We start from the raw sequence: 23,574 nt of genomic DNA on the forward strand, positions 1-23,574 counted from the left end.
AAACCACAGTATAAGAGCACATAGCTCCGTACTTGTTAAGGCTAATTATGTGAGTAATTGGCGAAATAAGGTGGTACCGCGACTGTTTATACAGCCCCGCCCTTATCTTTTTTAAGATAAGGGCGGGGCTTTTTATATTTAAAAGGAGGAATGTAAGATGAGTATTTTTATTGGAGGCGCTTGGCCGTATGCAAATGGTTCGTTACACCTTGGCCATATTGCGAGTTTGTTACCTGGAGATATTTTAGCGCGTTATTACAGGGCAAAAGGTGAGAATGTGCTGTATGTTTCAGGGAGTGATTGTAATGGAACACCGATTGCAATTAGAGCAAAACAAGAAGGTGTGACAGCGAAAGAAATTGCTGATAAGTATCATGAAGAGTTCCAGCGATGTTTTCGTAGCCTTGGTTTTACTTATGATTGTTATACACGTACAGATAGTGAGCACCATCATGAAACGGTTCAAAATGTTTTTTTACGTTTATTAGAAGAAGGACATATTTATAAAAAAACAGTGGAACAAGCGTATTGTGAAACGTGTACACAGTTTTTACCGGATCGTTATGTAGAAGGAATATGTCCACATTGCCATGAAGCAGCAAGAGGAGATCAATGCGATGCTTGTTCTGCTATTTTAGATCCTCTCGATTTGTTAGAAAAGAAATGTAAGTTATGTGGTAGTACGCCATCTGTAGAGGAAACAGAGCATTTCTATTTTGCATTGCATACATTTCAGCAGCAAATTAAAAGAGCTGTAGAAATTGCCAAACAAACAGGGACATGGCGCGACAATGCGATTCAACTAACAGAGAGATATGTAAAGGAAGGATTACTAGATAGGGCCGTATCACGTGATTTACCAATTGGGGTACCAATTCCAGTAGAAGGGTATGAAGATAAGAAAATTTACGTATGGATTGAAGCAGTGACAGGCTATTATTCAGCGAGTAAACATTGGGCTGAAGAAACAGGGAAAGATGATCAAGAGTTTTGGGATAGCGAAGCGAAAACATATTATGTGCACGGAAAGGATAATATTCCGTTTCATTCCGTCATTTGGCCAGCGGTATTACTTGGAATAGGGGAGGAAGCAATCCCGCGTCATATCGTTTCGAATGAATATTTAACAGTTGAAAAAAGAAAATTATCTACAAGTAAAAACTGGGCAGTATGGGTGCCTGACATATTAGAACGCTATGATCCAGATTCTATTCGTTACTTTTTAACCGTCAACGCACCAGAAAATCGCGATACTGATTTTTCATGGCGGGAATTTATTTACAGTCATAATAGTGAATTATTAGGTGCATACGGGAACTTTGTGAACCGGACATTAAAGTTTATCGAAAAATATTATGGTGGTATCGTGCCGAAAGGAAGTATTGAGGTAGAGCTGAAAGATAAAGTAGAAGGATTATATAAGCGTGTAGGAGAGGCGATTGAGCAAACTAAATTTAAGGTGGCGCTAGAAACAATATTTGATACAGTACGTTTTGCAAATAAATATTTTGATGAAAAGCAGCCTTGGAAACAAAGAGAAGATGATCCAGTTTCATGTGAAGAAACGATTTATAACTGTGTGTATCTTATCGCTAATTTTGCCCATCTCCTTGAACCATTTTTACCATTTTCAAGTGAAAGAGTTCGAAACACATTGTCGATTGTGAACCGAAATTGGGAACCGCAAAATACGTTGCCAAGTAGAATTGATAGCGTGCAGCCATTATTTGAGCGAATCGATGTAAAACAAATTGAGCATGAGATAGAGAAGCTGTATGGAGCGGTAAAATGAGATAGAGAAAAAGACCTTTCAAGTAAATGAAAGGTCTTTTGTTATGCAGTATGATTCTCTTTCTTATCTTTCAAAAAGAAAAGTACAGCAAGGATTACAAGAATAATAGCTGCAATATCATACGTTATTTTAAATGTAGTATTAAAGTTTAAGTACTCTACGAAAGGAGTTTTCACTGCTCCTGCATATATACAAACGGGAACGAGAAGTAAATCGTAAAATTTCTTTTCTTTCATATATCTTATTAGGAAGAAGATACACATAATAGCAAAAAATACGATGCTTAAAATAGTCATTTATACCTCCAGATAAATTTACTTATTTTAATTGCAGTTATATCTTTTATATAAATTCTGTATTTTTTCAAGCGCTGTGCACGCGATTGTGTTTCCTTTCTTTCCTAGCCGTAAGCAGCTGAGGAGTGAAGATCCCAACCAATATAAAAATAATTCCAATCCACTGCATGAACGTTACGACTTCATGTACAAGTGTAATTGAAGCAATAATAGCAGTTGGTAATTCAGCTGCACCTAATATCGTACTAAGCCCTGTTCCAACCTTTGGTACACCGATTGAAAAACAAATGACAGGTACGACAACACCGAACAAGCCGAGGAAGAAAGCATATTTCCATAGGCCAGCTTGCAAAGCACCGTCTGTTAAAAAGGTTGGCGGAAAGAATAGGCATACGATAAGAGTAGCACTTGTTGTCATAAGAAAGCTTTTCGTATAAGGCGGAACATCCGTAGCGACGCGCCCGCTTGCAAAAACATAGAATGAAAAAGAGACCGCAGCTAATAGCCCAAAGATAATCCCTTTCGTAGAAAAACTTTGTCCGAGGCCTTCAAATACACCACCTGCAAACAATGTACCAGCAAATAAAATAAGGATAGATATGATCTTATCGTGGCTTGGAAATGTTCGATTTGCAATGGCTTCGATAATGACACCAATCCAAGTGAACTGAAAGAGTAGGACGACAGCGATAGATGCGGGTAGTTCTTCTACAGAAATAGCATAAAAAATCCCAGTCATACTCATTGTTGTTCCGACGGTTAGTAATGAAAAAAATTGTTTTTTTGTTACTTTATGACGTGAAAAGAAAAGAACGAGTAGAAATAGTCCAATCCATCCGAAGACATATTGTCCCCCTAGTAGTTGATGTGCTGAAAATCCATTTATGAATCCGAGTTTGAAAATAGTTGAAAGTATGCCGTAGCTGCAAGCACCGAATAAAACGAGCAATGAATATTTAAACTTTTCCATAAAAAAATCCTCCTTTTAAGTAATAAAAAAACGCCCGCTATCCAAATAAGGATAACGGGCGAACGAAACAGAGTAAGACACTCTACAAAATTCCGCCACTCACACATGAAGTATGAGTTTGGGGTATGTAATTATAGTGAATGTTACATTGCTTTTGGGAATACAATGGAGCATTTTACACCTTGAGCTGTGTTTTGTATCCCGTAAGGAAACTGATGTTTATCTAATATTTGTTTCACGATATATAATCCAAGACCACTACCTTGTACTAACCCGTGTTTATCAGGGTTTGCGCGATAGAAAGGCTCAAATAAATGAGCAAGTTTATCTTCATCAATTTGTGAACCTGTATTTAATACTTCTAATGCGTAACCATTTGGTTTTTCATAAAGCTTTATATATACGTGCTGATGGTCAATTGTATAATGAATTGCATTTGAAATAATGTTAAAAATAGCAGTTTGAATAAATTTAGGATCAGCTAAAATTTGTACGTCGTGTTTAATATTAGATTGTACATTTAATTGTTTTACAGATACAAAGTAATCTACTTTCTTCATAACATCCTCAATAATATTAGATAAAGAAATGACTTCTAAATTCGGTTTAAATTGAGGGTTTTGTATTTTGGATAATTCCGACATTTTTTCCGTTAATATGTTAATGTCTTGCATCATCTCGTAGGAACGTTTCAAATACTTATCTCTATCTTTATAAGCTCCAATTCCGTGAATCATGCCATCTAGTTGTCCCATGACGGCTGCGATTGGTGTTTTTAATTCATGGGACACCATAGACATAAATTCTTTACGAGATTGTTCTAATTGTTGTTCCTTCTTGAGCTCGTTTCTTAAATCTTGATTGCTTGCATGTAAATTCTTCACAATATTTGGTACTTGTGAAGCAGCTACTTGCAAATTAAAATCTGTTTGATCTGCATTTTTGTTAAGTAGCTTTTTATCGGAGAAATCAAGATTCATAATATCTTTTAAAGCATCACTCATATATTGAAAAGGTTTGGCAATTAGTTTTGTATAAATTAATGATCCGAGTAGTGATAATGCAAGCATTGTCGCGCCAATATGTGGAGCTAATTGCTGCAACGCATCTGCTAACTTTGGATTATCATTTGTATCATTTGTTTTACTTGCTGCATTTTGTGTATGTAAGGCATCATTATTAGCGGCTTTCTTTTCTGCTTCTGTAGGCGGATTAGAAGTGCTATTTTTCCCCGAAAGATTTTGTGTATGTTCTTTTGCCTTTGCAGTTTGGCTAGGCTGCAAAAGGTGATTGATAGCTGTAGAAAGAGATTTATAATCTATAATAGAAGATTGGAAATTAGAAATACTCCCCTTTGACACAGCTTTATTTTGCTTCGTTTTACTTCCGTCGTTTTGCTTATCTGAATCGGCCTGTTCTGTAGTCGGCGTTCCATTTTCTTTCGCAAAACGTTCTTTATCGTAGTTTGAAGCTAGAAAGTAAATAATTTGATAAAGACAAAGTGATAAAAGAATACAAAATAATAAGGTTTTGATGAAAATATTTTTGGTGATGTTGTCTTTGCTACGATTCGATTTTGTAGCCAATGCCTTTCACCGTTTTAATATAAGGAATTCCTAATTTTTTTCTTAAGTTTTTAATATGTGTATCTATAACTCTTACATCACCATAATGTTCATAGCCCCATACCTTATTCAACAAATCACTTCTTGATAATACTTTTCCTCGATTTTGCAGTAAAGTATAAATAATTTCAAATTCTTTTGTTGTCAATTCAATTTGATTACCATGAACATAAGCTGCATATGCTGTAGAGTTTAACATCAATTCATGGAATTGTAGTATAGTTGCAGCTTCTGCTTCCTTCGTTGCTGCCCTTCTTAATACAGCCTCTACACGCTTAATAAATACAGTGTAATGGAACGGTTTCGTAATATAGTCATCAATACCTAACTCAAATCCTTTAATTTCACTTTCTTCATTATGTAAGCCTGTTAACATAATGATTGGTACATCAGATTGTCCTCGCATAATTTTACAAATACTATAGCCATCTATATCTGGTAACATTACATCGAGGAGGACAAGATCGTATGAATTTTTTTGGAAAAGAAGAATACCTTCTGTTCCGGCACCAACTACATCAACGGTAAAGTTTTGTGCCATTAGAAATTCACGAATCAGTTCTTGTATATCTGGGTTGTCTTCAATCACCAGTATATGCGTCATAGTAACACCTCCTAAATAACGCTTTTTACTGCAATATTCGAATTCATCATTTTTCGAGTGACTCAGATTGTTTATACATATAATAAGCCCCCGCTATAAAATAATCATGAAGGTAGCAAGGGGAATAGTTTAGTGTTACTGAATAATTCAGAATTACAGTAGTTCTATTATAGTATGTATTATAAAATTTATAAAATATTATAACTGTATAATTTTAATATCTACGTTTATCAATGTTTAGATATTAGCTAATCAAATCTATTCCTATTATATATGTAAATACAGTTGTTTTGCTACTGTAAATGAATAAATAAAATAAGCCAAGACATAAAATTCTTGGCTACACATAAATCTTGTTTTTAGGCTATTTTACAGTGACAGTAGCTTGCTGCTGAACGCGCTCAAATAACCAGTGTATATCATTGTTATACATACGAATACAACCAAGTGTTGTCCATTTGCCGATTGCTTGATTATTGTTAGTTCCGTGAATCGCATAAGTTGTTCCGTAAGTTCCTGCCATATTTAATCCGAGCCAACGGTCACCAAGTGGATTACGTGGATCGCCGCCTTTAATTTTTCCTGTATAATAAGGGCGGTTTTTAATTTTATTTACGATTTGAAAAGTGCCTTTAGGTGTAGGTGTTGCAGCTTTTCCAGTAGCGACAGTAAAACTTTTTATAAATTTTCCATCCTGATAATAATCCATTTTATTTAACTGAGTGTCTACGATTAATTGATCTTTCGTTGTAGCTGCCTCTGCACTAGCGAATGGAAGAGTTAAAAATCCTAATGATAATAGTGCGCTTAATAATAATTTTTTCATTGTTATTCTCCTTTTACTATCGTAATAGTCTTACATACAATGAAGTTGTAATCCTCGTAATGCTTTATTTACATTTTCATCTAATGTTTCAAAGAATGTAGTGATTTTGCTGTTGTGTTTGTTGTTATCAATAAGTAATCTTTCATTTAATAAAAGCTCACCACGTAGTCCAAAACTTTGAACTTGAATATTTAGCTCATCTTCATTTTCAGAAATGATTGGTAAGAAATAGTGAAAAGCTTTTGTTGGAATGATGTAGCTTTTGCCAATCATGCTTTCTTGATTTGAATTAATCCATTTTTTCGTGACAATTTTAATATTCTTTTTTGAAACGATAAAAGATAGTGTTGTAGATTTTGTTAAACTTACGTCAAATTCACTTGTTTCACATATTTGTAAATTAAAAACGGTTTCATTTTGATGAGATTCAACATTTGTATTAATAAAATCGTGCATTTTATATGCTTCCATTTCGTATTCACCCTTTTTTCAATTTCGAAAAACGACTTATATTTATTCAAATTAATGCTTAGTCATATATTGGTTAAATTTTTCAACAAATTCCGATATAATCTTACAATACGTATATGAAGCTAATATGAAGTTAGCATGAGTTTGTGATGGTTTTTTATTGAGAACAAAATAAGAGAGCTTTTTTAGTGCTAAAAAATGGATAAAATCTGCATGTTATTAATGCGTCTTTTCGCTATTGCGACTTGGAAAATAATTTTTACTATTTAATAAAGAACGAAAATCATTAGTGTGACCCTTACAAAAATGTAATAAAAATGTAAGCTATTGTGATAGTTATTTCGACAATTTTTTTATACAATAATAGTAAGAAGTTGTACGTGATTGAAAGGAGAGATGACATGGAATGGATTCATGAATTATTTCAGCAATACGGGTATTATGTTGTACTTGTCGGCTTGCTGTTAGAATATATTGCACTTCCGTTTCCGGGAGAGCCAACATTAGCATATGCGGGATTTTTAGCACATAAGGGTGATTTAAGTTTACCGATTTTAATCATTCTATCCTTTATTGGGACAAGTGTAGGGATGACGATTCAATACTTTTTAGGAAATAAATTAGGTATGCCTTTCATTCAAAAGTATGGGAAATACGTATTTTTAACACAAAGAAAAATTGACTTAACGAGAATGTGGTTTGATAAGTATGGGTACTTCCTAATTTTTATTGGTTTCTTTATTCCTGGTGTACGTCATTTCACAGGATACTTTGCAGGAATTATTAATTTACCATTCCGTCGTTTTGCCATTACAATTTATTCAGGCGCTCTATTTTGGGTATCATTCTTCTTAATCGGTGGTTACTGGTTAGGTGGAAACTTACATGATATCTTTGGAGTGCTAGAAGGTCATATCGGTAAAATCATTTTTGGAGTTATTGTGATTGTAGCGGTTACGTTGGGTATTCGTTTCCGTAAGCAGTTAAAACGAGTATTACTACAAAACGCAAGTTAATATGAAATCCATTCTATGTCAGAATTTAGGAAGGCAGTGCAAAAGCACTGCCTTTTTTATTTTATTTTTAAGACTATGTTTAATGCACATTTTACATTCTTTATAGGAATTTGATACAGGATAAGAAATAAGTATTTTGTCAATTATTATAGTCGTAATGACAATTATAATTGACAAATATAAGGATATTATTTACAATTTTAATTAAATAAATGAAAAAGAGGGAAGACATGAAGCTTCAAAATCGAGTGAGGGAATTGCGAGCAAAGCATCGTTTATCACAAGGGGATTTAGGGAAAGCGATTGGATCATCACGGCAAACGATTAGTTTAATTGAGCGTGGGGATTATGCACCATCTATCGTATTGTCGTTAAAAATCGCACAAATTTTCAATGTACCGGTGGAGGAAATATTTACGTTAGTAGAGGGGGAAGAGGACGATGAAGAGTAAGCGAAAAAAACAATTTGATTCTGTGGGGAAAATAGCATTAAGTATGATAGGAGGATTTTTAACGTCTTATATAGCTTTAAATTTACTCTCGGATGAACCGAGAAAATTATCATCCAATACATTTATAGGTATATGTACTATTTTTGGAATTTTAATGATGTACTATACTTGGAAGAATACACGTATGTTAGCAGAGGCACGCGATGAAGAAGAGAGCGTACAAGGCAGAAAATTAGGCATTATAAGTATATATTTACGTGTAGGTGATATAGTGACGCAGGCATGGTTTGTATATGCAGTTATTACATGTAGACGTGCACTGTTGCAGGATACAAATGTTTCATTTGCGGTGTGGAATTTAGTAGCTTCTATTGTTTGTTTAACTACTGTAGTAATTATCGGACTCATAACAAAAAATCGTTATAATAAGCTATATCCTGAACAAGGTGTAACGTATATGGAATCTATGAAAATGTGGACGAAAAACGCAGATGAAGGATTAAAGCACATTGTGCATGAGGCTGGATATAAAGCATATGAATTTACGAATACAATATTGGCATATGTATGGTGGGCTGCCGTTATATATACAGCTGCTAGTAATATCGATTTTGTATTAATTGGCTTAATCTCATTTATTTGGATATTGCATCTTGGGAAGTTCATGTACGAAATGCAAAGGAAAATGATTTATTAAGGGGAGAAAAAGATGGATATTTTAAGAAGGCCAGCTGGCTCAATGACAGTGGCGTTAATTCTGTCCATTTTATACGGAGTAATCCGAACTGGGAAATTAGAAGTAATTTTGAACCTATGGGCAATAGTTGGAATTTCATTATTAGTGTTAGCCATTCATGAGCTAGGACATGTAGTATTTGGTGTAATAGGTGGTTTAACATTTAAATTTATGACAGTAGGACCCATTACTATTCAAAAAGAAAAGGGAAAATTACGCATTCGAGCAAATAAATTATGGGCTTACTTTGGAGGCGTTGCAACACTAGTACCACCTTCTATAGAGACACCGAATCTTTCGAAAAAATGGGCGTGGCTCACTTTAGGTGGACCAATTACGAGTTTACTGTTTGGTATTACTTCCGGTTACATATACATGGTGAGTTATTATCAATATCTTTTATATTTTTCCTTTTTCCATTTTGCAATCTTTGCGGTTACAATTGTGCCGATAAAAGGAACGCTTATGAGTGATGGGATGCAATTTCTTATTTTAATTAAAGATGATGAAAGAGCTAGAAATCATTTATATGAGATTCAAATATCGAGTGAGTTATTTAGTTATAAAAGACCGAAAGATTGGGATGAAAGATTAGTAGAATTGAGTGAGGAGAAAATAAAAGAGAATAAAGGGATAAGAGAGATAATGAGTAGACTTATGCTTGTCTTTTTTGCTCGTGCAGATCAAGAGGGAATGGAAAGAGCGATACCGTATATAGAAAGAATTGTTCAACTACCTGTAACGAAAGAAAATAAGTTTTTCGTTAGTAGTTTTCATAGTTGGTATCTTTTATATAAAGCCCTTTATGAGATGGATAGTCTTTCTTTGCAAGAAGCAAAGGAACATGCAAAGGCTATTACAAAAATGGACTTAAACGGATATTATCGTACACAAGGAATTATCAAATATTTAGAGAATGATCTAGAAGCTTCCCATACTTATATGAAGAAAGCTGATAAAGAATTAAAGAGCGCCGAGAAGAGTGAGATTGGATATTTACAATTAGAAAGAGAATGGTTTGAGCAGTTGAAGGTGAGGGTATCTTACGATGGATGAGGTATCCTCTTTTTTATATGTCATCTTATGCCGTTCCATAAATAGCCTGGGGCGAGTAAAATGAGATAAGAAGAGCAAAGCTTGGAGGAAGTAAATATGGAAATTTTATCAATTATTTTGATAGTCTTGCTCATTTATGTTGTTTTTAAAGTGGCATATGTAGCATTAAAGATACTCGCGATCCTATTAATTATCTTTTTAATCGTAGAGTTCGGCAGTAAGTTGCTTGGGGGATAGGGTATATTGTGCGTTTCGAGTGTCGAAGGTTGTCGTTAAATCGATATCTTGTGTTGAACCGTTGATATAATGAAAAAATCGTTGATATAAGTGGAGAAATGATCGATATATTTTAAAAAACGTTGATATATTTTAGTGAATACGAAGTGGGGTATGTGGAAAAGAAGTTGCCGTTGGGTAGCTTCTTTTTATTGTAGTGGCAGGGTATAGAGCATAAATAGGTTGCCGAAAATTGCCGGTAAGTCGATATCCTGTGTCGAATGGTCGATATAATGAAAAAATCGCTGATATAAGTGGAGAAATCGCCGATATATATGGAGAATCGCTGATATAATCCGGTTGGTACTGGATGGGGTATGTGAGAAAGAAGTTGCCGTGAGGGTAACTTCTTTTTATCGTGATGCGGGGATATGCAAAACAATATAAAAAGCCGGAAGAGTATCTTCCAGCTTAAGAGTTACTTTCAATTTGACGACCGCTATCTTCTTCAGTGTCTTGTAATAGGTTGAATACGTCTGCTAGGCAGAATGCAATGAACCAAGTCCATAGACCGTGGAAGAAAGCTGAGCTTAATTGAAGTGGTAATGTATAGTTTGTCATTGAGTAGGAAATACATCCACCAACGATTCCGATCATTGTTAATAACATTGTTTTTTGAGCATTTTCTTCTGGATTGAAGAGGAAGTAAATGTATCCGCCTAAAATTGAAGCGCTTACAAGCGTTTCGATTCCATTAAAGATGATATTCTCTCCAAGCTGAGTGTTTGTCCAGAAGCAGATTGTTCCGCCGATAATAGCAAACAGGACAGCTATTGTATATCGTATATATTGATTCATATGTTCATCTCCCTATGTAATAAGATGATTTGGAAGTCAAAAAGGTAGGTATAGTATATTGAAGTGAGTTTTAATTGTACGTATCTTTTTATAAAAAGATCATTGAAGAGTAACTAAGATGATCGGTTGTTTAAACCGTTACGTGTATGGTGTCTGAAATATACCCGACTGCTCGTTTCTTTTTGCTTGTAAAATAAGAGAAACTTCCAAGTCTATATACTCTTTTTTTGTGAGTCTGCTTTCATTATAACACATTTAGGGACATAATAATAGAATTATCTGATTTTGTAATAAGTGTAAAAAATAAAAAGCGTAAGGAAATACCATTAACGGTGCAGTTTAGTGGAAGAAGGATTTTAATTTATTATGATGAAATATGTAATCAAGGTGAGATCTAAGAATGAGGCTTAAATACTATAAAAAATGTTTTATAGCATGAATGTAAGGGAGGAGAGCTAACTTGGAGTTCACAACAGAAAGATTAATAATTAGACCTTTTAAGAGTACTGATTTACAGGATGTATTTGCTATTTATAATAGTGATGATACATGTAAGTTCCTATTACATAATAAGTGGACTCATGAAGATATGCAGGAAAGATTTAATAAGAAGCTAGCAAATAATGTACTTACTAAAGAAAGAATATTAAGTTTGGCAGTTATATACAAAACTAAAGTAGTTGGTGATTTATCAATATGGTACACAAATATGAAAGACACTGTTGAGATTGGTTATAGTTTTTCAAATGAAGTAGCTGGGAGAGGTTTGGCAACAGAAGCAGTAAGTAGTTTGGTATTGAAATTATTTAATGAATGTAATGTACATCGTATACAGGCTAATCTTGATGCACGTAATACAGCTTCACAAAAATTGTGTGAACGAATAGGCATGAGAAAGGAAGCCCATTTCATACAAGATTTTTGGAATAAAGAGGAATGGACAGATAGTATTGTATATGGAATGCTATCCTCCGATTTGTAGTAATAAACTTAGTGATTTTATTATGCTAAAAGGTACGTTAGTTGAATAACAAAGGGCATAACATATTATATATGACTAATATGTTATGCCCTTTAATTTATTAACCTGTTTTATATGCGTTTGAAACGGCCGACAATTTCAACTGTTTCAGTAATGTTCATAAATGCTTTGTTATCCACTTGACGGATAATACGTTTCATTTCGCCTAACTCATAGCGAGTCACGACAGTGTAAATCATTTTTTTCTTATGGTTTGTATAGCCGCCGACAGCGTCTACCATTGTCACCCCGCGTATGCCGTGATGTAGTAGTGCGCTTTTTATTTCCTCGCCTTTTTCTGTAATAGTCATTATCGTTAATTTAATATGTTTCGTATGCACAGCGTCGATAACTTTGCTGACTACAAATCGACTAATTAACGTATAAAGTGTAATATCCCATCCGAAAATAAAACCTGCTGCTACAAGTAAGATTAAGTTGAATACAAATATGATTGCTCCAATTGAAACATCTCGATATTTCGCTACAATCAATCCGACAACATCAAAACCACCTGTTGAAGAAGCAAATCGGAATATAATTCCTGAAGCTGCTCCGCAGATAACACCACCGAATACAGAAGAAAGTAAAATATCGTCTGAAACTTGGTGTACCGGGATAATGTTCATCGCTAACGATGATACAGCTACAAAGTACGCTGTTAAAAAGGTTGTCTTCTTTCCTAAGTAAAAGTGACTTAAAATAAGAAGAGGAATGTTTAGTAAAAAGATAAGTGCACCGATATTGTAGTGCATTAAATAACCGATAATCATCCCTACACCAGCGAATCCACCGCTAATCATATTATGCGGGATAAAAAACATATTCATAGAAATTGCATACAAAATAGAAGCTACAAAAATAACAACCAACTGTATCATAAATTCTAAGTGAAATGTTTTAGCTGCTGGGAAGGATAAAAAGGCGGTGTCGGGAACGTAATCGGCGTCTCCTAGTTGACCCATAGTATGTTTCATCTCCATATTCATTTTTGATTACAAGAAGAGAATAAAGGTTTTTTCAAAAACTGGCAATAGTTTTATTATAATGCAAAAATTTTATAAATTTCTAATAAATCAAGCCTATTCATTGATGTGTGTGAATATGCTAAAGAAAGCGAATACAACGTTTCTTAATTATTGTTTTCTTGAGAAAATATGCAAAATACTTTTTTTGAAAATAAAAGGAAATAGAGAATATTTGCCCGATGTGCTAAAATGACCTTATTAAGGATGTGAAGCGATGGAATTTTTATTGCAGGATGCAATTCTATATATATCGTTTGTAACGACAGCACTTTGCTTATTAGAAGTTTTCTTCCTTGCTAATGTTTCTCGCTTTGTGCGTCAACAAGCATCAAGCGGTAGACAAAGAGCTTTTGCGTTAGTTGATACATGTGAAGATAGTGCGGGAAATGTACCGCTATTTTCAATTTTTTATAAATATGGAATGATTCGTTCTGTACGCAGACAAGAATCAAGTGAAGAGAATGATGAGGTTGGTCCGTATACACCAATGTTTCGCTAAATAATTACGAAACATTGGAGGAATGAACATGTTAAAATCATACCGAGCTGCGCTCATTAGTTTATCAGTAGTACTTGTTTTTGTTTTATCTGGCTGCAGTAATGCAGGCACAATTGATTCACATAGTACGGGAATATGGAACCATTATTTCGTATATCCAATCTCGTATATGATTCAATTTGTTGCTCATCATATACCGGGAGCTAGCTTCGGGGTTGCTATCATTATTATGACGCTCGTTATTCGTTCAGCCATGATTCCATTAGCTGTTTCGCAATATCGCAGCCAAGCGAAAATGAAGAAAATGCAACCTGAATTGCAGAAGCTAAAGAAAAAATACGGTGATGTAAGCAAAGACCTTGAAAAACAAAAGCAGTATCAAAAAGAAATGTCAGAACTAATGAAATCAGGCGGTTGGAATCCACTTGCTGGTTGCTGGCCAATTTTTATACAAATGCCGATTTTCTCTGCTTTGTATTATGCGATTAGCAGAACGGAAGAGATTCGCACATCTTCGTTTTTATGGGTGAACCTAGGACATGCAGATCCATATCATATATTACCGATTATTGCAGCGTTAACGACATTTATTCAGATGAAAGTTTTCCAATCGAATATTACACCTGGAGAACAAGTACAGATGCTAAAGATGCAGCAAATTATGATGCCAGCAATGATTCTATTTATGGGGTTTGCGGCGCCATCAGGACTTGTGTTGTACTGGATAACAGGTAACTTATTTACAATGACACAAACAATTGTATTAAGAAAAATAATGGAACGTGAAGAGTTACAATTACAAAAAGCATAGAGAAACACCGCTCATTACGAGCGGTGTTTTTTATTTGAATCGTTAAGGAAATTTTAAGAAACCAATATTACTATTGGCGTTGTATACGAAAGTGTACATGCTTTAGAAATATGAAGGAGGAAATTTCCTATGAAGAAGAAAACAGTTGGTTATTTAGCGATTGCAGGTGCTTTATCATTCGGAATCATTGGAGGAGTCGGTGTTCCGGCATTCGCGGCAACAAATACTCCAACAGCTGAGCAAGCGACAAAAACAGCGAAAAAAGATTTAGATGACGCTACAAAACAAAAAGTAAAAACGATTATGGACGATACAAAGAAACAGTTACAGGAACTAGGTGTAAAGCTTCCAGAAAAAGAAAAACGTAAAGAAATGTTTGCGGGATTAGATGAACAAACAAAAGAAAAAGCGAAATCCATTTTAGAGCAAGAGAAATCTGGAAAATTAACACGTGAACAAGCAAAAGAGGAATTGACAAAGCTAGGCGTAAAAATGCCGGAGAAAGGTAAGCGTGGAGACATGTTTGCTAACTTAGATGAGCAGGCGAAAGAGAAAGCGAAGTCGATTTTAGAGCAAAAGAAATCTGGAAAATTAACGCATGAGCAAGCAAAAGAGGAATTAACAAAGCTAGGCGTGAAAATGCCGGAGAAAGGTAAACATGGAGACATGTTTGCTAACTTAGATGAACAGGCAAAAGAAAAAGCAAAGTCAATTTTAGAGCAAAAGAAATCTGGAAAATTAACGCATGAGCAAGCAAAAGAAGAATTAACAAAATTAGGTGTGAAACTTCCAGAGAAAGAGAAGCATGAAGACATCTTTGCAGGATTAGATGAAGCAACAAAAACAAAAGCAAAAGCGATTTTAGACAATGAAAAGAAACAATTAGAGGCATTGAATGTTGATTTACCGCACCATAAGTTTTTTATGAAAAAAGATGAGAAATAATTGAATGAAGTCGTATCTTTCGTGTGGGCAACCGAAAGGTACAGGCGTGAGGGGGCTTTCTTTTGAAAGACCTCCTTTTATTGTTGGCGTTTTTTGTTGGTAAATCGATATATTTGAAAAATCGCTGATATAATTTTTACAGCTACACTGCTCCAAAGATACGAGGGAATTAGAGAAATATTACAGCTTCTGTTATAATATAAGAAGATAAATATTTCCTATGTTATATAAAAAATATATTGATTTTTTCTAACAATTCAATATAATGAACAATAACTACAAAATTCGACATCAAGAAGTGATGATGAGGACACGATCAATTTTTTACGATTTACAGAGAGGGAAGCCTTTGGCTGTGAGCTTCCTAATACGGAAAAATAGATTACCACCTCTGAACTGCAGCAGTGAACGAGCATCTAGTAATTGCTTGCCGGCAAAAACCGTTATTTAGACTTGAGAAATTGGTGAAGTGTATTACTTTACGAATTGAAACAAGGGTGGAACCACGAATACAACACTCGTCCCTTTTTTAGGGAGGAGTGTTTTTTTATTTCATTTTTGCATCACACTAGGATTGGAAGGAGGATACGCAGCATGCATCATGATGAGAAGAACAAAATTGGTTTAACAGTAGCACTTTCTATCGTAGTAGGAACGATTATTGGATCTGGTGTGTTTATGAAACCAGGGAGCGTATTAGATTACTCGGGGAGTTCTAATATGGCCATTCTTGCTTGGGTAATTGGTGGTCTGTTGACGCTAGCAAGTGGTTTAACAGTAGCTGAAATTGGAGCGCAAATCCCGAAAAATGGTGGGTTGTATACGTATTTAGAGGAGATTTACGGAAGTTTTTGGGGATATTTATCAGGTTGGATGCAAACAATTGTTTATGGACCTGCTATTATCGGAACATTAGGTTTATACTTTAGTTCTTTAGTGATTAATTTTTTCTATTTAGATAAAGTGTGGAATTTACCAATCGCAATTGGAACGGTTGTGTTCCTTGGCGTTGTAAATAGTATGGGAACAAAATACGGAGGTATCGTTCAAACAATCACGACAATTGGGAAGATGATTCCGATTGTGTTAATTGTTGTGCTAGGTTTCTGGAAAGGGAATAGCGATATTTTTAACGTAGTTGTGCCGATATCGGAAAATCAAAGTATCGGTATGGCAATTTTAGCAACGTTATTTGCTTATGACGGCTGGATTTTACTTGCTTCGATTGGTGGAGAAATGAAGAATCCAACAAAGTTATTACCGAAAGCAATGACAGTAGGGATTTTAATCGTAACGGCTGCTTACGTATTAATTAACTTGGCATTATTAAATGTATTACCAGCAGCGAAAATTGTAGACCTTGGAGAAAATGCAACAGCGACAGCTGCAGGCATGTTACTTGGAGAATATGGCGGAAAAATTATTAGTATTGGTATTATCGTTTCTATTTTCGGCTGTTTAAATGGAAAGATTTTAACGTTTCCACGTATCCCAATGTCTATGGCAGAGCGTGGACAACTTCCATTTTCTAAGTTTATTGCAAAGGAAAGTCCGAGATTTAAAACACCAGCAAATGCGATTACTGTTGAAATCATTTTAGGAATTATTTTAATGATTATTAGTGATCCGAATAAGCTATCTGAGATTTCCGTATTCATTATTTATATTTTCTATGTAATGACGTTTATTGGTGTCTTCATTTTAAGAAAACGTAATAAGAATAAAGAGCGTGCATATAGTGTACCGTTATTCCCAATCGTACCAATCGTAGCGATTTTAGGTTCGTTATTTGTAATTGGTAGTGCGATTATTAACGATCCAGTAAGTTGTTTCTTATCGATTGGAATTGTATTTACGGGACTGCCGGTGTATTGGTACTTGAATAAGAAGAAAGAAACAAAATGATAAAAAGGTAGGCGTATTATACGCCTACCTTTTTTACTGTAAAAAAATTGTACTTGCTTCCACTTTCTGTTTTGGTTACTATGATGGTAGTAACCAAAACAGAAAGCGTGGGGAAAGACTTGAATTTTCGTGTTTATATTTTAGCTATCGCGGCTTTTGTAGTCGGAACGGTTGAGCTAATTATAGGAGGAACGCTCGATTTAGTTGCCAATGATTTAGGAGTATCTATTAGTGCAGCTGGTCAGCTTATAACAATATTTTCGGTAGTATTTGCTTTGTCAGGTCCAGTTTTATTAGCTTTGACAGGGAAGTTTGAAAGAAAAACATTGTATGTTGGAGCATTATCGATTTTCTTAATCGGAAATATTATTTCGGCATTTAGTGTGAATTACGGAATGCTAATGTTCTCAAGGGTTATTTGTGCGGCCAGTGGTTCATTAATTATTGCACTATCGGTAACACTTGCTTCTAGTGTAGTAGAACCGCATTTTCGTGCGCGTGCAATTGGAATCATTTTTATGGGAATTAGTGGATCACTTGTACTTGGAGTACCGCTTGGTCTTGTACTCGGAAATGCATACGGATGGCGTGCACCATTTGTATTAATTTCGGTATTAACAGTTATGGCAATTGCTTGTATTTCATTATTCTTAACGAAAGTACCACCGACATCGGTATTATCAATAAAAGAACAACTTGCTACTTTAAAAGATAAAAAAATTGTAAGTGCACAGTTAACATCATTTTTGTTTTTAACAGGGCATTTAACATTGTATGCATATTTAACACCGTTTTTAAAAGATGTCATGCATGTTGAAGCAAACTGGATTAGTGTGTTTTACTTTATTTTCGGAATCGCAGCAGTAATTGGTGGCGGATTCGGTGGCTGGCTTGCTGATAAATGGGGATCGAAGAAAAGTATTATTTCCATCATTATCGTATTTGCGTGTGCAATCTTCATACTGCCATTAATGACATTCTCATTCCCGCTCTTCATCATTATGATGGGACTTTGGAGTATGCTGAGCTGGGCGATTTCACCAGCGCAACAAAACTATTTAATTGAAATTGCACCAGAATCAGCTGGTATTCAGCAAAGTTTAAATAACTCTGCCCTTCACTTAGGTATTGCGCTCGGTTCAACAGTAGGCGGAGTTGTTATTGAAAAATCATCTGTTATATATAACGCTTGGGTAGGCGGTGGCTTTATTATATTAGCTCTGCTTTGTGCGATTTTCTCGATTACAAGAGGACGTTCTACTCAGTTTGCAAAAGAAGAATCTATCGTTTGATAGGTTCTTTTTTTTGTGAAAAATTGCAGGTTTTAGTAGATGTATGGAGAACGTTGTATATAGCGAGGTGATGGATATGTATACGAATTTTTCAATTATTGGTCTTCTAATTTCAATGCTCCCTTTGTTTCTTATTATTTTTGCACTTAGATGGGTTCGTTTCATCTATCAAAATTCAGAGAAACAAGTGGAGCAAAATGAGAAAATCATTGAGCTGTTGATTGAGATAAAGGAACAAAACGAAAAGGAGTCTAAGTGAAAAACTAGACTCCTTTTTATTATTTAATTAGTATCTTAATTTCATTAACAAACTCTTAATTTCCTCATCTTCCATAAAGAGGTCATGGTGTTTCTGGGTAATCTTTGCAAGTGCAACGTCATGATAGAAAAATTCTGTAAAGAACTTTACAAATGGTTGTGACATTGTTTTCATTGCTTGCCATGACTCTTGTTCTACGCCAGCAAATAAAATTTCACGATCGTCAACGATGAGTAGCAAGTAGCGCTCTAATGCATTAGGTTCTTCAGCTGGGATTAGAAAATGCATGTTTTCTAAGTCTGTTTCTACCTCTCCAACAATAAGGGATTCAATTTGAACACCTTGTTTTGCTTTTTGTTCTAGTAAAGGAAGATATTCTAAAAGAGTATCATTCCAAGCTGAAATACGGATTGATTCTTTTGCACTTTCAATGAGTTCCTTACTTTGAACTCGAATAGAAGATTGCATTTTTAAGCTCCACACACGGTCATCTGTAAATGATTTTTTTGATATATTTGTTTCCAGTTCTTTAATATTTGATTGGAATTCTGTCGTTAATTTTTCAATTGCTAGCTTTAGTGGTAATGCTGTATACAGTTTTTTCTTTTCTGAAACAGAATCCATTACCATTCCTTTATCGATTAGGCGTGCTAGCACTTCATATATTTTTGCTTTTGGAACACCTGAATGCTTCACAATCGTTGTAGCATCTAATGGTTCATTGCTTGATACGACAACTTCATAAGCTTGGCTTTCATATTGTGAGAAACCGAATTTTTGTAACATAGTTCCCTCCGAACGAATGAGATTATATTTTAAGGATAATGAACTATTTGTTTTTGCACAAGTGGTAGTCCGTTTTCTAATTGTATTAAGGTGAGAATTAATTTCAATTTTTTAATTTTATCTATTATACTTAATATAATGATTAATAAGATTTTAATTTAATGCGAAGGGGATGCTGGGGGGAAGATGTTAAGAAGTTTACGTTTAAAAATTGCGGTAGTGTTTTCAGTTCTTATTTCTATGATGTTCGTAATATTGGGTACAGCTGTGTATCAATTACAGAAAGAAAAGGAAGTGCGTTCCTTAGACGAGTATTCTCAAAATGCGATGGATCTTGTAACAGAGCAACTTACGACATTTGTTCAAAGAATGGATGAAGATATGGGGTATTACGCGAACAGTGAGATGATTCGTAATATACTTCAAGGTGGGGTTACTCCAGAAGAGGAAGCGTTTTTAACGAAAGAGTTTGTAGAGTATAAAAAGAATCATCCTGGTATTTTAGATTTATATATTGGTACGAAAGATAAAAAAACATTAAGTGCCAATCTTGCTGAAGGTGGGCAAGTGCCAGAAGGATACGATCCAACGACAAGACCATGGTATAAAGATTCAGAGGCTGATGTAAAAAAGGTTCACTGGGGACAACCTTCTTATGAAATTGCAACAGGAAAGTTAAGTGTAGGTGTTTCTAAAGCAATTACAGCTCAAGATGGATCTGTATTAGGCGTTGTTGCGATGGATGTATCGCTTGGGACGATTCAGAAGTTGCTTCACAATATTCAATACAATAATGACGGAGAAATGTTTATTATAAATGATAAAAATATGGCTCTTGTTTATCCAGAAAAGATAGGAAAAGATGTTTCTAAAGAGCCACTTATAAAGAGCTTAAATAAAGAGGTAACAAAATATGCGGTCAGTACAATAAAAGGTGAAGATGTAGTTGTTTACAGTCAATCATTTGATACGATGAAATGGACGATAGGAATCTTTTATCCGAAAGAAACGATCGATGGGCTATTAAATAGTACGAGAAATACAGTTATTATAATGGCATGTATTAGTTTATTAGTTGGAATCGTAGCTTCCTACTTGTTCTCAAGAAGATTAGCAAGACCACTGCAACTATTAAAGAATCACGTGCAAAAAGTAGCAGAAGGCGATTTAACGCTGCGAATGAAAGTGACAAGTAAAGATGAAGTTGGAGAGTTGACTAAGCACTTTAATGATATGGTTGAACAAATGAATGAAATGGTAAGTAAAATTAAAAACAGCGTATCAACGGTGCAACAATCAACGAATAGTTTACATTACTTAACGAATGAAACAGTAGCGGCTAGTAGAGAAGTTTCAGGAGCAATGGATGATGTGAGTGGAGGAGCCTCTACTCTTGCGAATGGTGTGGATGAAGTTTCAGCTCAGCTCGAGAATATGGCGGAGTCAGTGGAACAAATGAATAGCTCCGTTGGTGAAATAAAAGGAGTGGCTGGCAAAGCGGAAGAGGCATCTAAGCAAGGATTAAATACAATGAGGAATTTAATCCGTACGAGGGGACAATCATCTTCGATTGTTGTTCATACAGAAGAAGCATCGGATAAGTTAGAACAAAGAGTTGGATCGATTCAAAATGTTGTTGAGCTTATAAAAGGCATTTCGGATCAAACAAATTTACTTGCTTTAAATGCATCGATTGAAGCTGCCCGTGCAGGTGAGCAAGGTAAGGGATTTGCGGTTGTTGCTGAAGAGGTTCGGAAATTAGCGGAACAATCAAAAGAGGCAACCGGAGAAATCACAACGATGATTGGTGATGTACAATTAGAAGTAAAAAGGGTTGTAGAAGTTGTAAGTAAATTGAAAGACATTGCAGATGTGCAAAATAAAGTGACGACAGAGGCGGAAATGGAGTTCCGCACAATTATGTCAGTCGTAAATACGATTAGTACTTCAGTTGAAAAAATTGTAGAAGAGGTACATAACATAGGTTACGAGCAAGGGGAAATTACAGCGGTAATGCATACAATTGCTGGTACGAGTCAAGAAAGTGCAGCTGTTTCTGAAGAGGTACATGCTGCAACGGAATCACAGGTGAATCATTTAGAAAAGGTAGCTCACACGATGGAAAGTTTGACAGAACATATGAGAGATTTAGAAAGATTAGTCGAGCAGTTTAAAGTGGAAGAGTAACATATTAGTAAAATGATGAGGATTTCGGTAAAATAGACAATGGATATATAAGAAACGATTATAGGAGGAAGACTACTATGGCAATTGTTGATGTATCGATTATTCCAGTAGGAACAGGTAATCCAAGTGTTAGTGAATATGTAGCAGAAGTACAAAAGGTGCTAGAGAAAAATGCGGATCGCGTGAAGTATCAATTAACACCGATGAATACAATTATTGAAGGAGATCTTCCTGTCATTCTAGAAGTAATTCAACAAATGCATGAAGTTCCATATACGAAAGGTGCACAGCGTGTTGCAACAACAATTCGTATTGATGATCGTCGTGATAAAGTGAGCACAATGGAGAAAAAATTAAACTCTGTTCGATCAAAATTATAAAGAAAAGCAGCGATTTTCGCTGCTTTTTTCATATAGGAGGTAAATAAGATGAGTGAAAAGTTTAACGAACAATTTGACGGGTTGTTAGAGAAATACACGGAACTGTTACTTGGAGAGAGCAATGAAGAGAGAAAAGAACAGGTACAGAAGTGGGCACTTTATTCTTACATAGCGAAGACGATGCCAGCTTTAGTGAAGCATTGGAATGAGACGTATCCCGATGCGAAAGAAGAGATGGTGCAGTTAATTACGGATATTAAAAGGCTGAATGAAGAGAAGCGAAATGAGCAATAAAAAAACTTGAGGGAAATATAATCGTAAGTTTTCTGTATTAATATCCTTATATAATTTACATGGAATATTAAGGGTTTTATAGGCATGTCGAATATTTTCGACATGCCTATTTTATGCCTAGTAAACTCCATTTTTCTAAATGTCGAAAAATATTTCAGTTATATTTATAAGCGGAAATATAGGGTTTTAAATGTTTTTATAGTATTTTATAAATTATCTAAATAATTATTTGTATCCAATAATTTTAAACAATGATATAATTTTGAAGAGGGGTAAAAAACAGATAAATCAAGTCATAGGGGTGAATTACATGGAACAATTAATGCGAAATTCGTTTCTTTTCTTATCTAAAAATAAAGCGCTAACAAAACTGGCTAAAAAGTACGGTTTACGCTTTGGTGCAGGTCGCTTTGTCGCAGGGGAGACAATTGAATTAGCGACAGCAGCTATTAAACAATTGAACAAGCAAGGACTTTGTGTAACAATCGATTATTTAGGGGAATTCGTTGATAATGAAGCGGAAGCAAATGAAATGGCTAACCAATCGATTGAAGCAATCCGTGCAATTGGAAGAGAAGGTCTTGATTCGCAGCTTTCTTTAAAGATGACTTCTATGGGATTAGATATCTCTGATGAAATCGTAATGAACAATATGCGCCGTATTTTAGAAGCGGCGAAAGAAAATGGTGTGTTCGTTACCATTGATATGGAAGACTATACACGCTGTGGTAAAACAATTGATATCTTTAAACAATTAAAATCTGAATACGATAATATTGGTACTGTTATTCAAGCTTACCTATATCGTACAGAAAAAGATATTGAAGATTTAAATGCTTATAATCCTAATTTACGTCTTGTAAAAGGTGCTTATAAAGAACCTGAAGAAGTGGCATTCCCAGACAAGAAAGATGTAGATGACAATTATAAAAAAATTATTAAAATGCACTTATTAAATGGAAATTATACTGCAATTGCTTCACATGACGAAGCGATTATTGAATATACAAAAAAACTTGCTGAAGAACACAACATTCCAAGGGATCAATTTGAATTCCAAATGTTATATGGTATTCGTAATGAGCGTCAACTTGAGCTAGTAAAAGAAGGCTACAAAATGCGAGTTTACGTACCTTATGGAAACGACTGGTATGGATATTTCATGCGTCGTCTAGCAGAGCGTCCAGCAAACGTTGCGTTCGTATTAAAAGGTATGGTTAAAAAATAACCAAGGAGAAAATACTCCTTG

General features: G+C 34.9%; 26 protein-coding genes and 2 other annotated features (1 of these 28 cut by a window edge). Of the genes, 17 read left to right on the forward strand and 9 right to left on the reverse strand.

Features of this window, described 5'->3' with window-relative positions; translation table 11 throughout:
• Positions 1-107: a binding site (T-box leader), on the forward strand (it extends 164 nt beyond the left edge of the window).
• 50 nt (positions 108-157) lie between these two features.
• Complete coding sequence (metG, locus tag QO049_RS02135; RefSeq protein WP_000021560.1) at positions 158-1,792, forward strand: methionine--tRNA ligase; 1,635 nt, start codon at positions 158-160, stop codon at positions 1,790-1,792.
• A gap of 41 nt (positions 1,793-1,833) precedes the next feature.
• Here metG and QO049_RS02140 read toward each other — a convergent pair whose 3' ends face one another.
• The 6 genes from QO049_RS02140 to QO049_RS02165 all read right to left on the reverse strand — a co-directional run bounded on the left by QO049_RS02140 (position 1,834) and on the right by QO049_RS02165 (position 6,584).
• Positions 1,834-2,088, reverse strand: coding sequence for a hypothetical protein (locus QO049_RS02140; protein ID WP_000154132.1), 255 nt, complete (start codon positions 2,086-2,088; stop codon positions 1,834-1,836).
• Positions 2,089-2,155: 67 nt separating this feature from the next.
• Positions 2,156-3,058: an EamA family transporter gene (locus QO049_RS02145; protein WP_065702893.1), complete on the reverse strand. Its 903-nt coding sequence runs from the start codon at positions 3,056-3,058 to the stop codon at positions 2,156-2,158.
• Positions 3,059-3,201: 143 nt separating this feature from the next.
• Entirely contained in the window at positions 3,202-4,644 is a 1,443-nt protein-coding gene (locus QO049_RS02150; RefSeq protein ID WP_000201959.1) for a sensor histidine kinase, read from the reverse strand.
• Positions 4,622-5,287 carry a response regulator transcription factor gene (locus QO049_RS02155; protein WP_000148833.1) on the reverse strand — a complete coding sequence of 222 codons (666 nt, stop codon included), beginning with the start codon at positions 5,285-5,287 and terminating at the stop codon, positions 4,622-4,624. The genes QO049_RS02150 and QO049_RS02155 overlap by 23 nt, the downstream gene beginning before the upstream one ends.
• Positions 5,288-5,651: 364 nt before the next feature.
• Positions 5,652-6,113, reverse strand: a complete 462-nt coding sequence (locus QO049_RS02160) for a L,D-transpeptidase (RefSeq protein WP_000735058.1) — start codon at positions 6,111-6,113, stop codon at positions 5,652-5,654.
• Between the two features lie 30 nt (positions 6,114-6,143).
• Positions 6,144-6,584 carry a DUF3978 family protein gene (locus QO049_RS02165; RefSeq protein WP_000388768.1) on the reverse strand — a complete coding sequence of 147 codons (441 nt, stop codon included), beginning with the start codon at positions 6,582-6,584 and terminating at the stop codon, positions 6,144-6,146.
• A gap of 401 nt (positions 6,585-6,985) precedes the next feature.
• Here QO049_RS02165 and QO049_RS02170 point away from each other — a divergent pair, with 401 nt between their 5' ends.
• The 5 genes from QO049_RS02170 (at position 6,986) to QO049_RS02190 (ending at position 10,081) form a co-directional block, all read left to right on the forward strand.
• On the forward strand, positions 6,986-7,600 hold the full coding sequence (locus QO049_RS02170) for a DedA family protein (RefSeq protein ID WP_000454754.1): 615 nt from the start codon (positions 6,986-6,988) through the stop codon (positions 7,598-7,600).
• A 230-nt stretch (positions 7,601-7,830) separates the two neighbouring features.
• The gene (locus QO049_RS02175; RefSeq protein WP_000776168.1) at positions 7,831-8,052 is read left to right on the forward strand and encodes a helix-turn-helix transcriptional regulator; all 222 of its coding nucleotides are present in this window, start codon (positions 7,831-7,833) and stop codon (positions 8,050-8,052) included.
• Complete coding sequence (locus tag QO049_RS02180) at positions 8,042-8,749, forward strand: DUF3169 family protein (protein WP_016110907.1); 708 nt, start codon at positions 8,042-8,044, stop codon at positions 8,747-8,749. The genes QO049_RS02175 and QO049_RS02180 overlap by 11 nt, the downstream gene beginning before the upstream one ends.
• Before the next feature lie 12 nt (positions 8,750-8,761).
• A complete protein-coding gene (locus tag QO049_RS02185) occupies positions 8,762-9,844 on the forward strand; it encodes a site-2 protease family protein (RefSeq protein ID WP_000353778.1) in 1,083 nt (360 codons plus the stop codon).
• Positions 9,845-9,940: 96 nt separating this feature from the next.
• Complete coding sequence (locus tag QO049_RS02190) at positions 9,941-10,081, forward strand: DUF3985 family protein (protein WP_000404758.1); 141 nt, start codon at positions 9,941-9,943, stop codon at positions 10,079-10,081.
• Between the two features lie 450 nt (positions 10,082-10,531).
• Here QO049_RS02190 and QO049_RS02195 read toward each other — a convergent pair whose 3' ends face one another.
• Positions 10,532-10,918, reverse strand: a complete 387-nt coding sequence (locus QO049_RS02195) for a DUF3938 domain-containing protein (protein WP_001077776.1) — start codon at positions 10,916-10,918, stop codon at positions 10,532-10,534.
• A gap of 460 nt (positions 10,919-11,378) precedes the next feature.
• Here QO049_RS02195 and QO049_RS02200 point away from each other — a divergent pair, with 460 nt between their 5' ends.
• Positions 11,379-11,900, forward strand: a complete 522-nt coding sequence (locus tag QO049_RS02200; RefSeq protein WP_000397297.1) for a GNAT family N-acetyltransferase — start codon at positions 11,379-11,381, stop codon at positions 11,898-11,900.
• Between the two features lie 110 nt (positions 11,901-12,010).
• On the opposite strand, the gene QO049_RS02205 is transcribed toward QO049_RS02200, so the two are convergent.
• Entirely contained in the window at positions 12,011-12,904 is an 894-nt protein-coding gene (locus QO049_RS02205; protein WP_284489106.1) for a YitT family protein, read from the reverse strand.
• Between the two features lie 277 nt (positions 12,905-13,181).
• Between QO049_RS02205 and QO049_RS02210 the strand changes: the two genes are divergently transcribed.
• The 6 genes from QO049_RS02210 to QO049_RS02235 all read left to right on the forward strand — a co-directional run bounded on the left by QO049_RS02210 (position 13,182) and on the right by QO049_RS02235 (position 18,678).
• Entirely contained in the window at positions 13,182-13,466 is a 285-nt protein-coding gene (locus QO049_RS02210) for a hypothetical protein (RefSeq protein WP_000394930.1), read from the forward strand.
• A 28-nt stretch (positions 13,467-13,494) separates the two neighbouring features.
• Positions 13,495-14,277 (forward strand): membrane protein insertase YidC, encoded by a 783-nt coding sequence (locus QO049_RS02215; RefSeq protein ID WP_000920519.1) that lies wholly within the window; start codon positions 13,495-13,497, stop codon positions 14,275-14,277.
• Positions 14,278-14,406: 129 nt separating this feature from the next.
• Complete coding sequence (locus tag QO049_RS02220) at positions 14,407-15,222, forward strand: hypothetical protein (protein ID WP_098299430.1); 816 nt, start codon at positions 14,407-14,409, stop codon at positions 15,220-15,222.
• Positions 15,223-15,514: 292 nt separating this feature from the next.
• Positions 15,515-15,751, forward strand: a binding site (T-box leader).
• A gap of 65 nt (positions 15,752-15,816) precedes the next feature.
• Positions 15,817-17,127 (forward strand): APC family permease, encoded by a 1,311-nt coding sequence (locus tag QO049_RS02225; protein WP_284489107.1) that lies wholly within the window; start codon positions 15,817-15,819, stop codon positions 17,125-17,127.
• Between the two features lie 107 nt (positions 17,128-17,234).
• Positions 17,235-18,419, forward strand: a complete 1,185-nt coding sequence (locus QO049_RS02230; protein WP_033697573.1) for an MFS transporter — start codon at positions 17,235-17,237, stop codon at positions 18,417-18,419.
• A 76-nt stretch (positions 18,420-18,495) separates the two neighbouring features.
• A complete protein-coding gene (locus QO049_RS02235) occupies positions 18,496-18,678 on the forward strand; it encodes a hypothetical protein (protein WP_000288470.1) in 183 nt (60 codons plus the stop codon).
• A gap of 27 nt (positions 18,679-18,705) precedes the next feature.
• Here QO049_RS02235 and QO049_RS02240 read toward each other — a convergent pair whose 3' ends face one another.
• Positions 18,706-19,464, reverse strand: coding sequence for a TrmB family transcriptional regulator (locus QO049_RS02240; RefSeq protein ID WP_000939479.1), 759 nt, complete (start codon positions 19,462-19,464; stop codon positions 18,706-18,708).
• 186 nt (positions 19,465-19,650) lie between these two features.
• On the opposite strand from QO049_RS02240, the gene QO049_RS02245 reads away from it, so the two are divergent.
• From QO049_RS02245 to QO049_RS02260, 4 genes are all read left to right on the forward strand, one after another.
• Positions 19,651-21,651 carry a methyl-accepting chemotaxis protein gene (locus QO049_RS02245; RefSeq protein ID WP_284489108.1) on the forward strand — a complete coding sequence of 667 codons (2,001 nt, stop codon included), beginning with the start codon at positions 19,651-19,653 and terminating at the stop codon, positions 21,649-21,651.
• A 77-nt stretch (positions 21,652-21,728) separates the two neighbouring features.
• Complete coding sequence (locus QO049_RS02250) at positions 21,729-22,031, forward strand: MTH1187 family thiamine-binding protein (RefSeq protein ID WP_001018860.1); 303 nt, start codon at positions 21,729-21,731, stop codon at positions 22,029-22,031.
• 48 nt (positions 22,032-22,079) lie between these two features.
• Entirely contained in the window at positions 22,080-22,325 is a 246-nt protein-coding gene (locus tag QO049_RS02255) for a YusU family protein (RefSeq protein WP_001290594.1), read from the forward strand.
• Between the two features lie 310 nt (positions 22,326-22,635).
• Positions 22,636-23,553 (forward strand): proline dehydrogenase family protein, encoded by a 918-nt coding sequence (locus QO049_RS02260; protein WP_000436772.1) that lies wholly within the window; start codon positions 22,636-22,638, stop codon positions 23,551-23,553.
• Positions 23,554-23,574 lie beyond the last annotated feature (21 nt).

Source organism: Bacillus sp. RB3 (assembly GCF_030164735.1).
GTDB classification, from domain to species: domain Bacteria; phylum Bacillota; class Bacilli; order Bacillales; family Bacillaceae_G; genus Bacillus_A; species Bacillus_A cereus.

Coding starts and splice junctions, on each gene's coding strand:
- QO049_RS02220 (WP_098299430.1), top strand. CDS start 14,407: ATGAAGAAGAAAACAGTTGGTTATTTAGCGATTGCAGGTGCTTTATCA.
- QO049_RS02240 (WP_000939479.1), bottom strand. CDS start 19,464: ATGTTACAAAAATTCGGTTTCTCACAATATGAAAGCCAAGCTTATGAA.
- QO049_RS02260 (WP_000436772.1), top strand. CDS start 22,636: ATGGAACAATTAATGCGAAATTCGTTTCTTTTCTTATCTAAAAATAAA.
- QO049_RS02195 (WP_001077776.1), bottom strand. CDS start 10,918: ATGAATCAATATATACGATATACAATAGCTGTCCTGTTTGCTATTATC.
- metG (WP_000021560.1), top strand. CDS start 158: ATGAGTATTTTTATTGGAGGCGCTTGGCCGTATGCAAATGGTTCGTTA.
- QO049_RS02225 (WP_284489107.1), top strand. CDS start 15,817: ATGCATCATGATGAGAAGAACAAAATTGGTTTAACAGTAGCACTTTCT.
- QO049_RS02210 (WP_000394930.1), top strand. CDS start 13,182: ATGGAATTTTTATTGCAGGATGCAATTCTATATATATCGTTTGTAACG.
- QO049_RS02170 (WP_000454754.1), top strand. CDS start 6,986: ATGGAATGGATTCATGAATTATTTCAGCAATACGGGTATTATGTTGTA.
- QO049_RS02145 (WP_065702893.1), bottom strand. CDS start 3,058: ATGGAAAAGTTTAAATATTCATTGCTCGTTTTATTCGGTGCTTGCAGC.
- QO049_RS02155 (WP_000148833.1), bottom strand. CDS start 5,287: ATGACGCATATACTGGTGATTGAAGACAACCCAGATATACAAGAACTG.
- QO049_RS02245 (WP_284489108.1), top strand. CDS start 19,651: ATGTTAAGAAGTTTACGTTTAAAAATTGCGGTAGTGTTTTCAGTTCTT.
- QO049_RS02215 (WP_000920519.1), top strand. CDS start 13,495: ATGTTAAAATCATACCGAGCTGCGCTCATTAGTTTATCAGTAGTACTT.
- QO049_RS02140 (WP_000154132.1), bottom strand. CDS start 2,088: ATGACTATTTTAAGCATCGTATTTTTTGCTATTATGTGTATCTTCTTC.
- QO049_RS02250 (WP_001018860.1), top strand. CDS start 21,729: ATGGCAATTGTTGATGTATCGATTATTCCAGTAGGAACAGGTAATCCA.
- QO049_RS02165 (WP_000388768.1), bottom strand. CDS start 6,584: ATGGAAGCATATAAAATGCACGATTTTATTAATACAAATGTTGAATCT.
- QO049_RS02160 (WP_000735058.1), bottom strand. CDS start 6,113: ATGAAAAAATTATTATTAAGCGCACTATTATCATTAGGATTTTTAACT.
- QO049_RS02185 (WP_000353778.1), top strand. CDS start 8,762: ATGGATATTTTAAGAAGGCCAGCTGGCTCAATGACAGTGGCGTTAATT.
- QO049_RS02180 (WP_016110907.1), top strand. CDS start 8,042: ATGAAGAGTAAGCGAAAAAAACAATTTGATTCTGTGGGGAAAATAGCA.
- QO049_RS02190 (WP_000404758.1), top strand. CDS start 9,941: ATGGAAATTTTATCAATTATTTTGATAGTCTTGCTCATTTATGTTGTT.
- QO049_RS02175 (WP_000776168.1), top strand. CDS start 7,831: ATGAAGCTTCAAAATCGAGTGAGGGAATTGCGAGCAAAGCATCGTTTA.
- QO049_RS02255 (WP_001290594.1), top strand. CDS start 22,080: ATGAGTGAAAAGTTTAACGAACAATTTGACGGGTTGTTAGAGAAATAC.
- QO049_RS02235 (WP_000288470.1), top strand. CDS start 18,496: ATGTATACGAATTTTTCAATTATTGGTCTTCTAATTTCAATGCTCCCT.
- QO049_RS02205 (WP_284489106.1), bottom strand. CDS start 12,904: ATGGGTCAACTAGGAGACGCCGATTACGTTCCCGACACCGCCTTTTTA.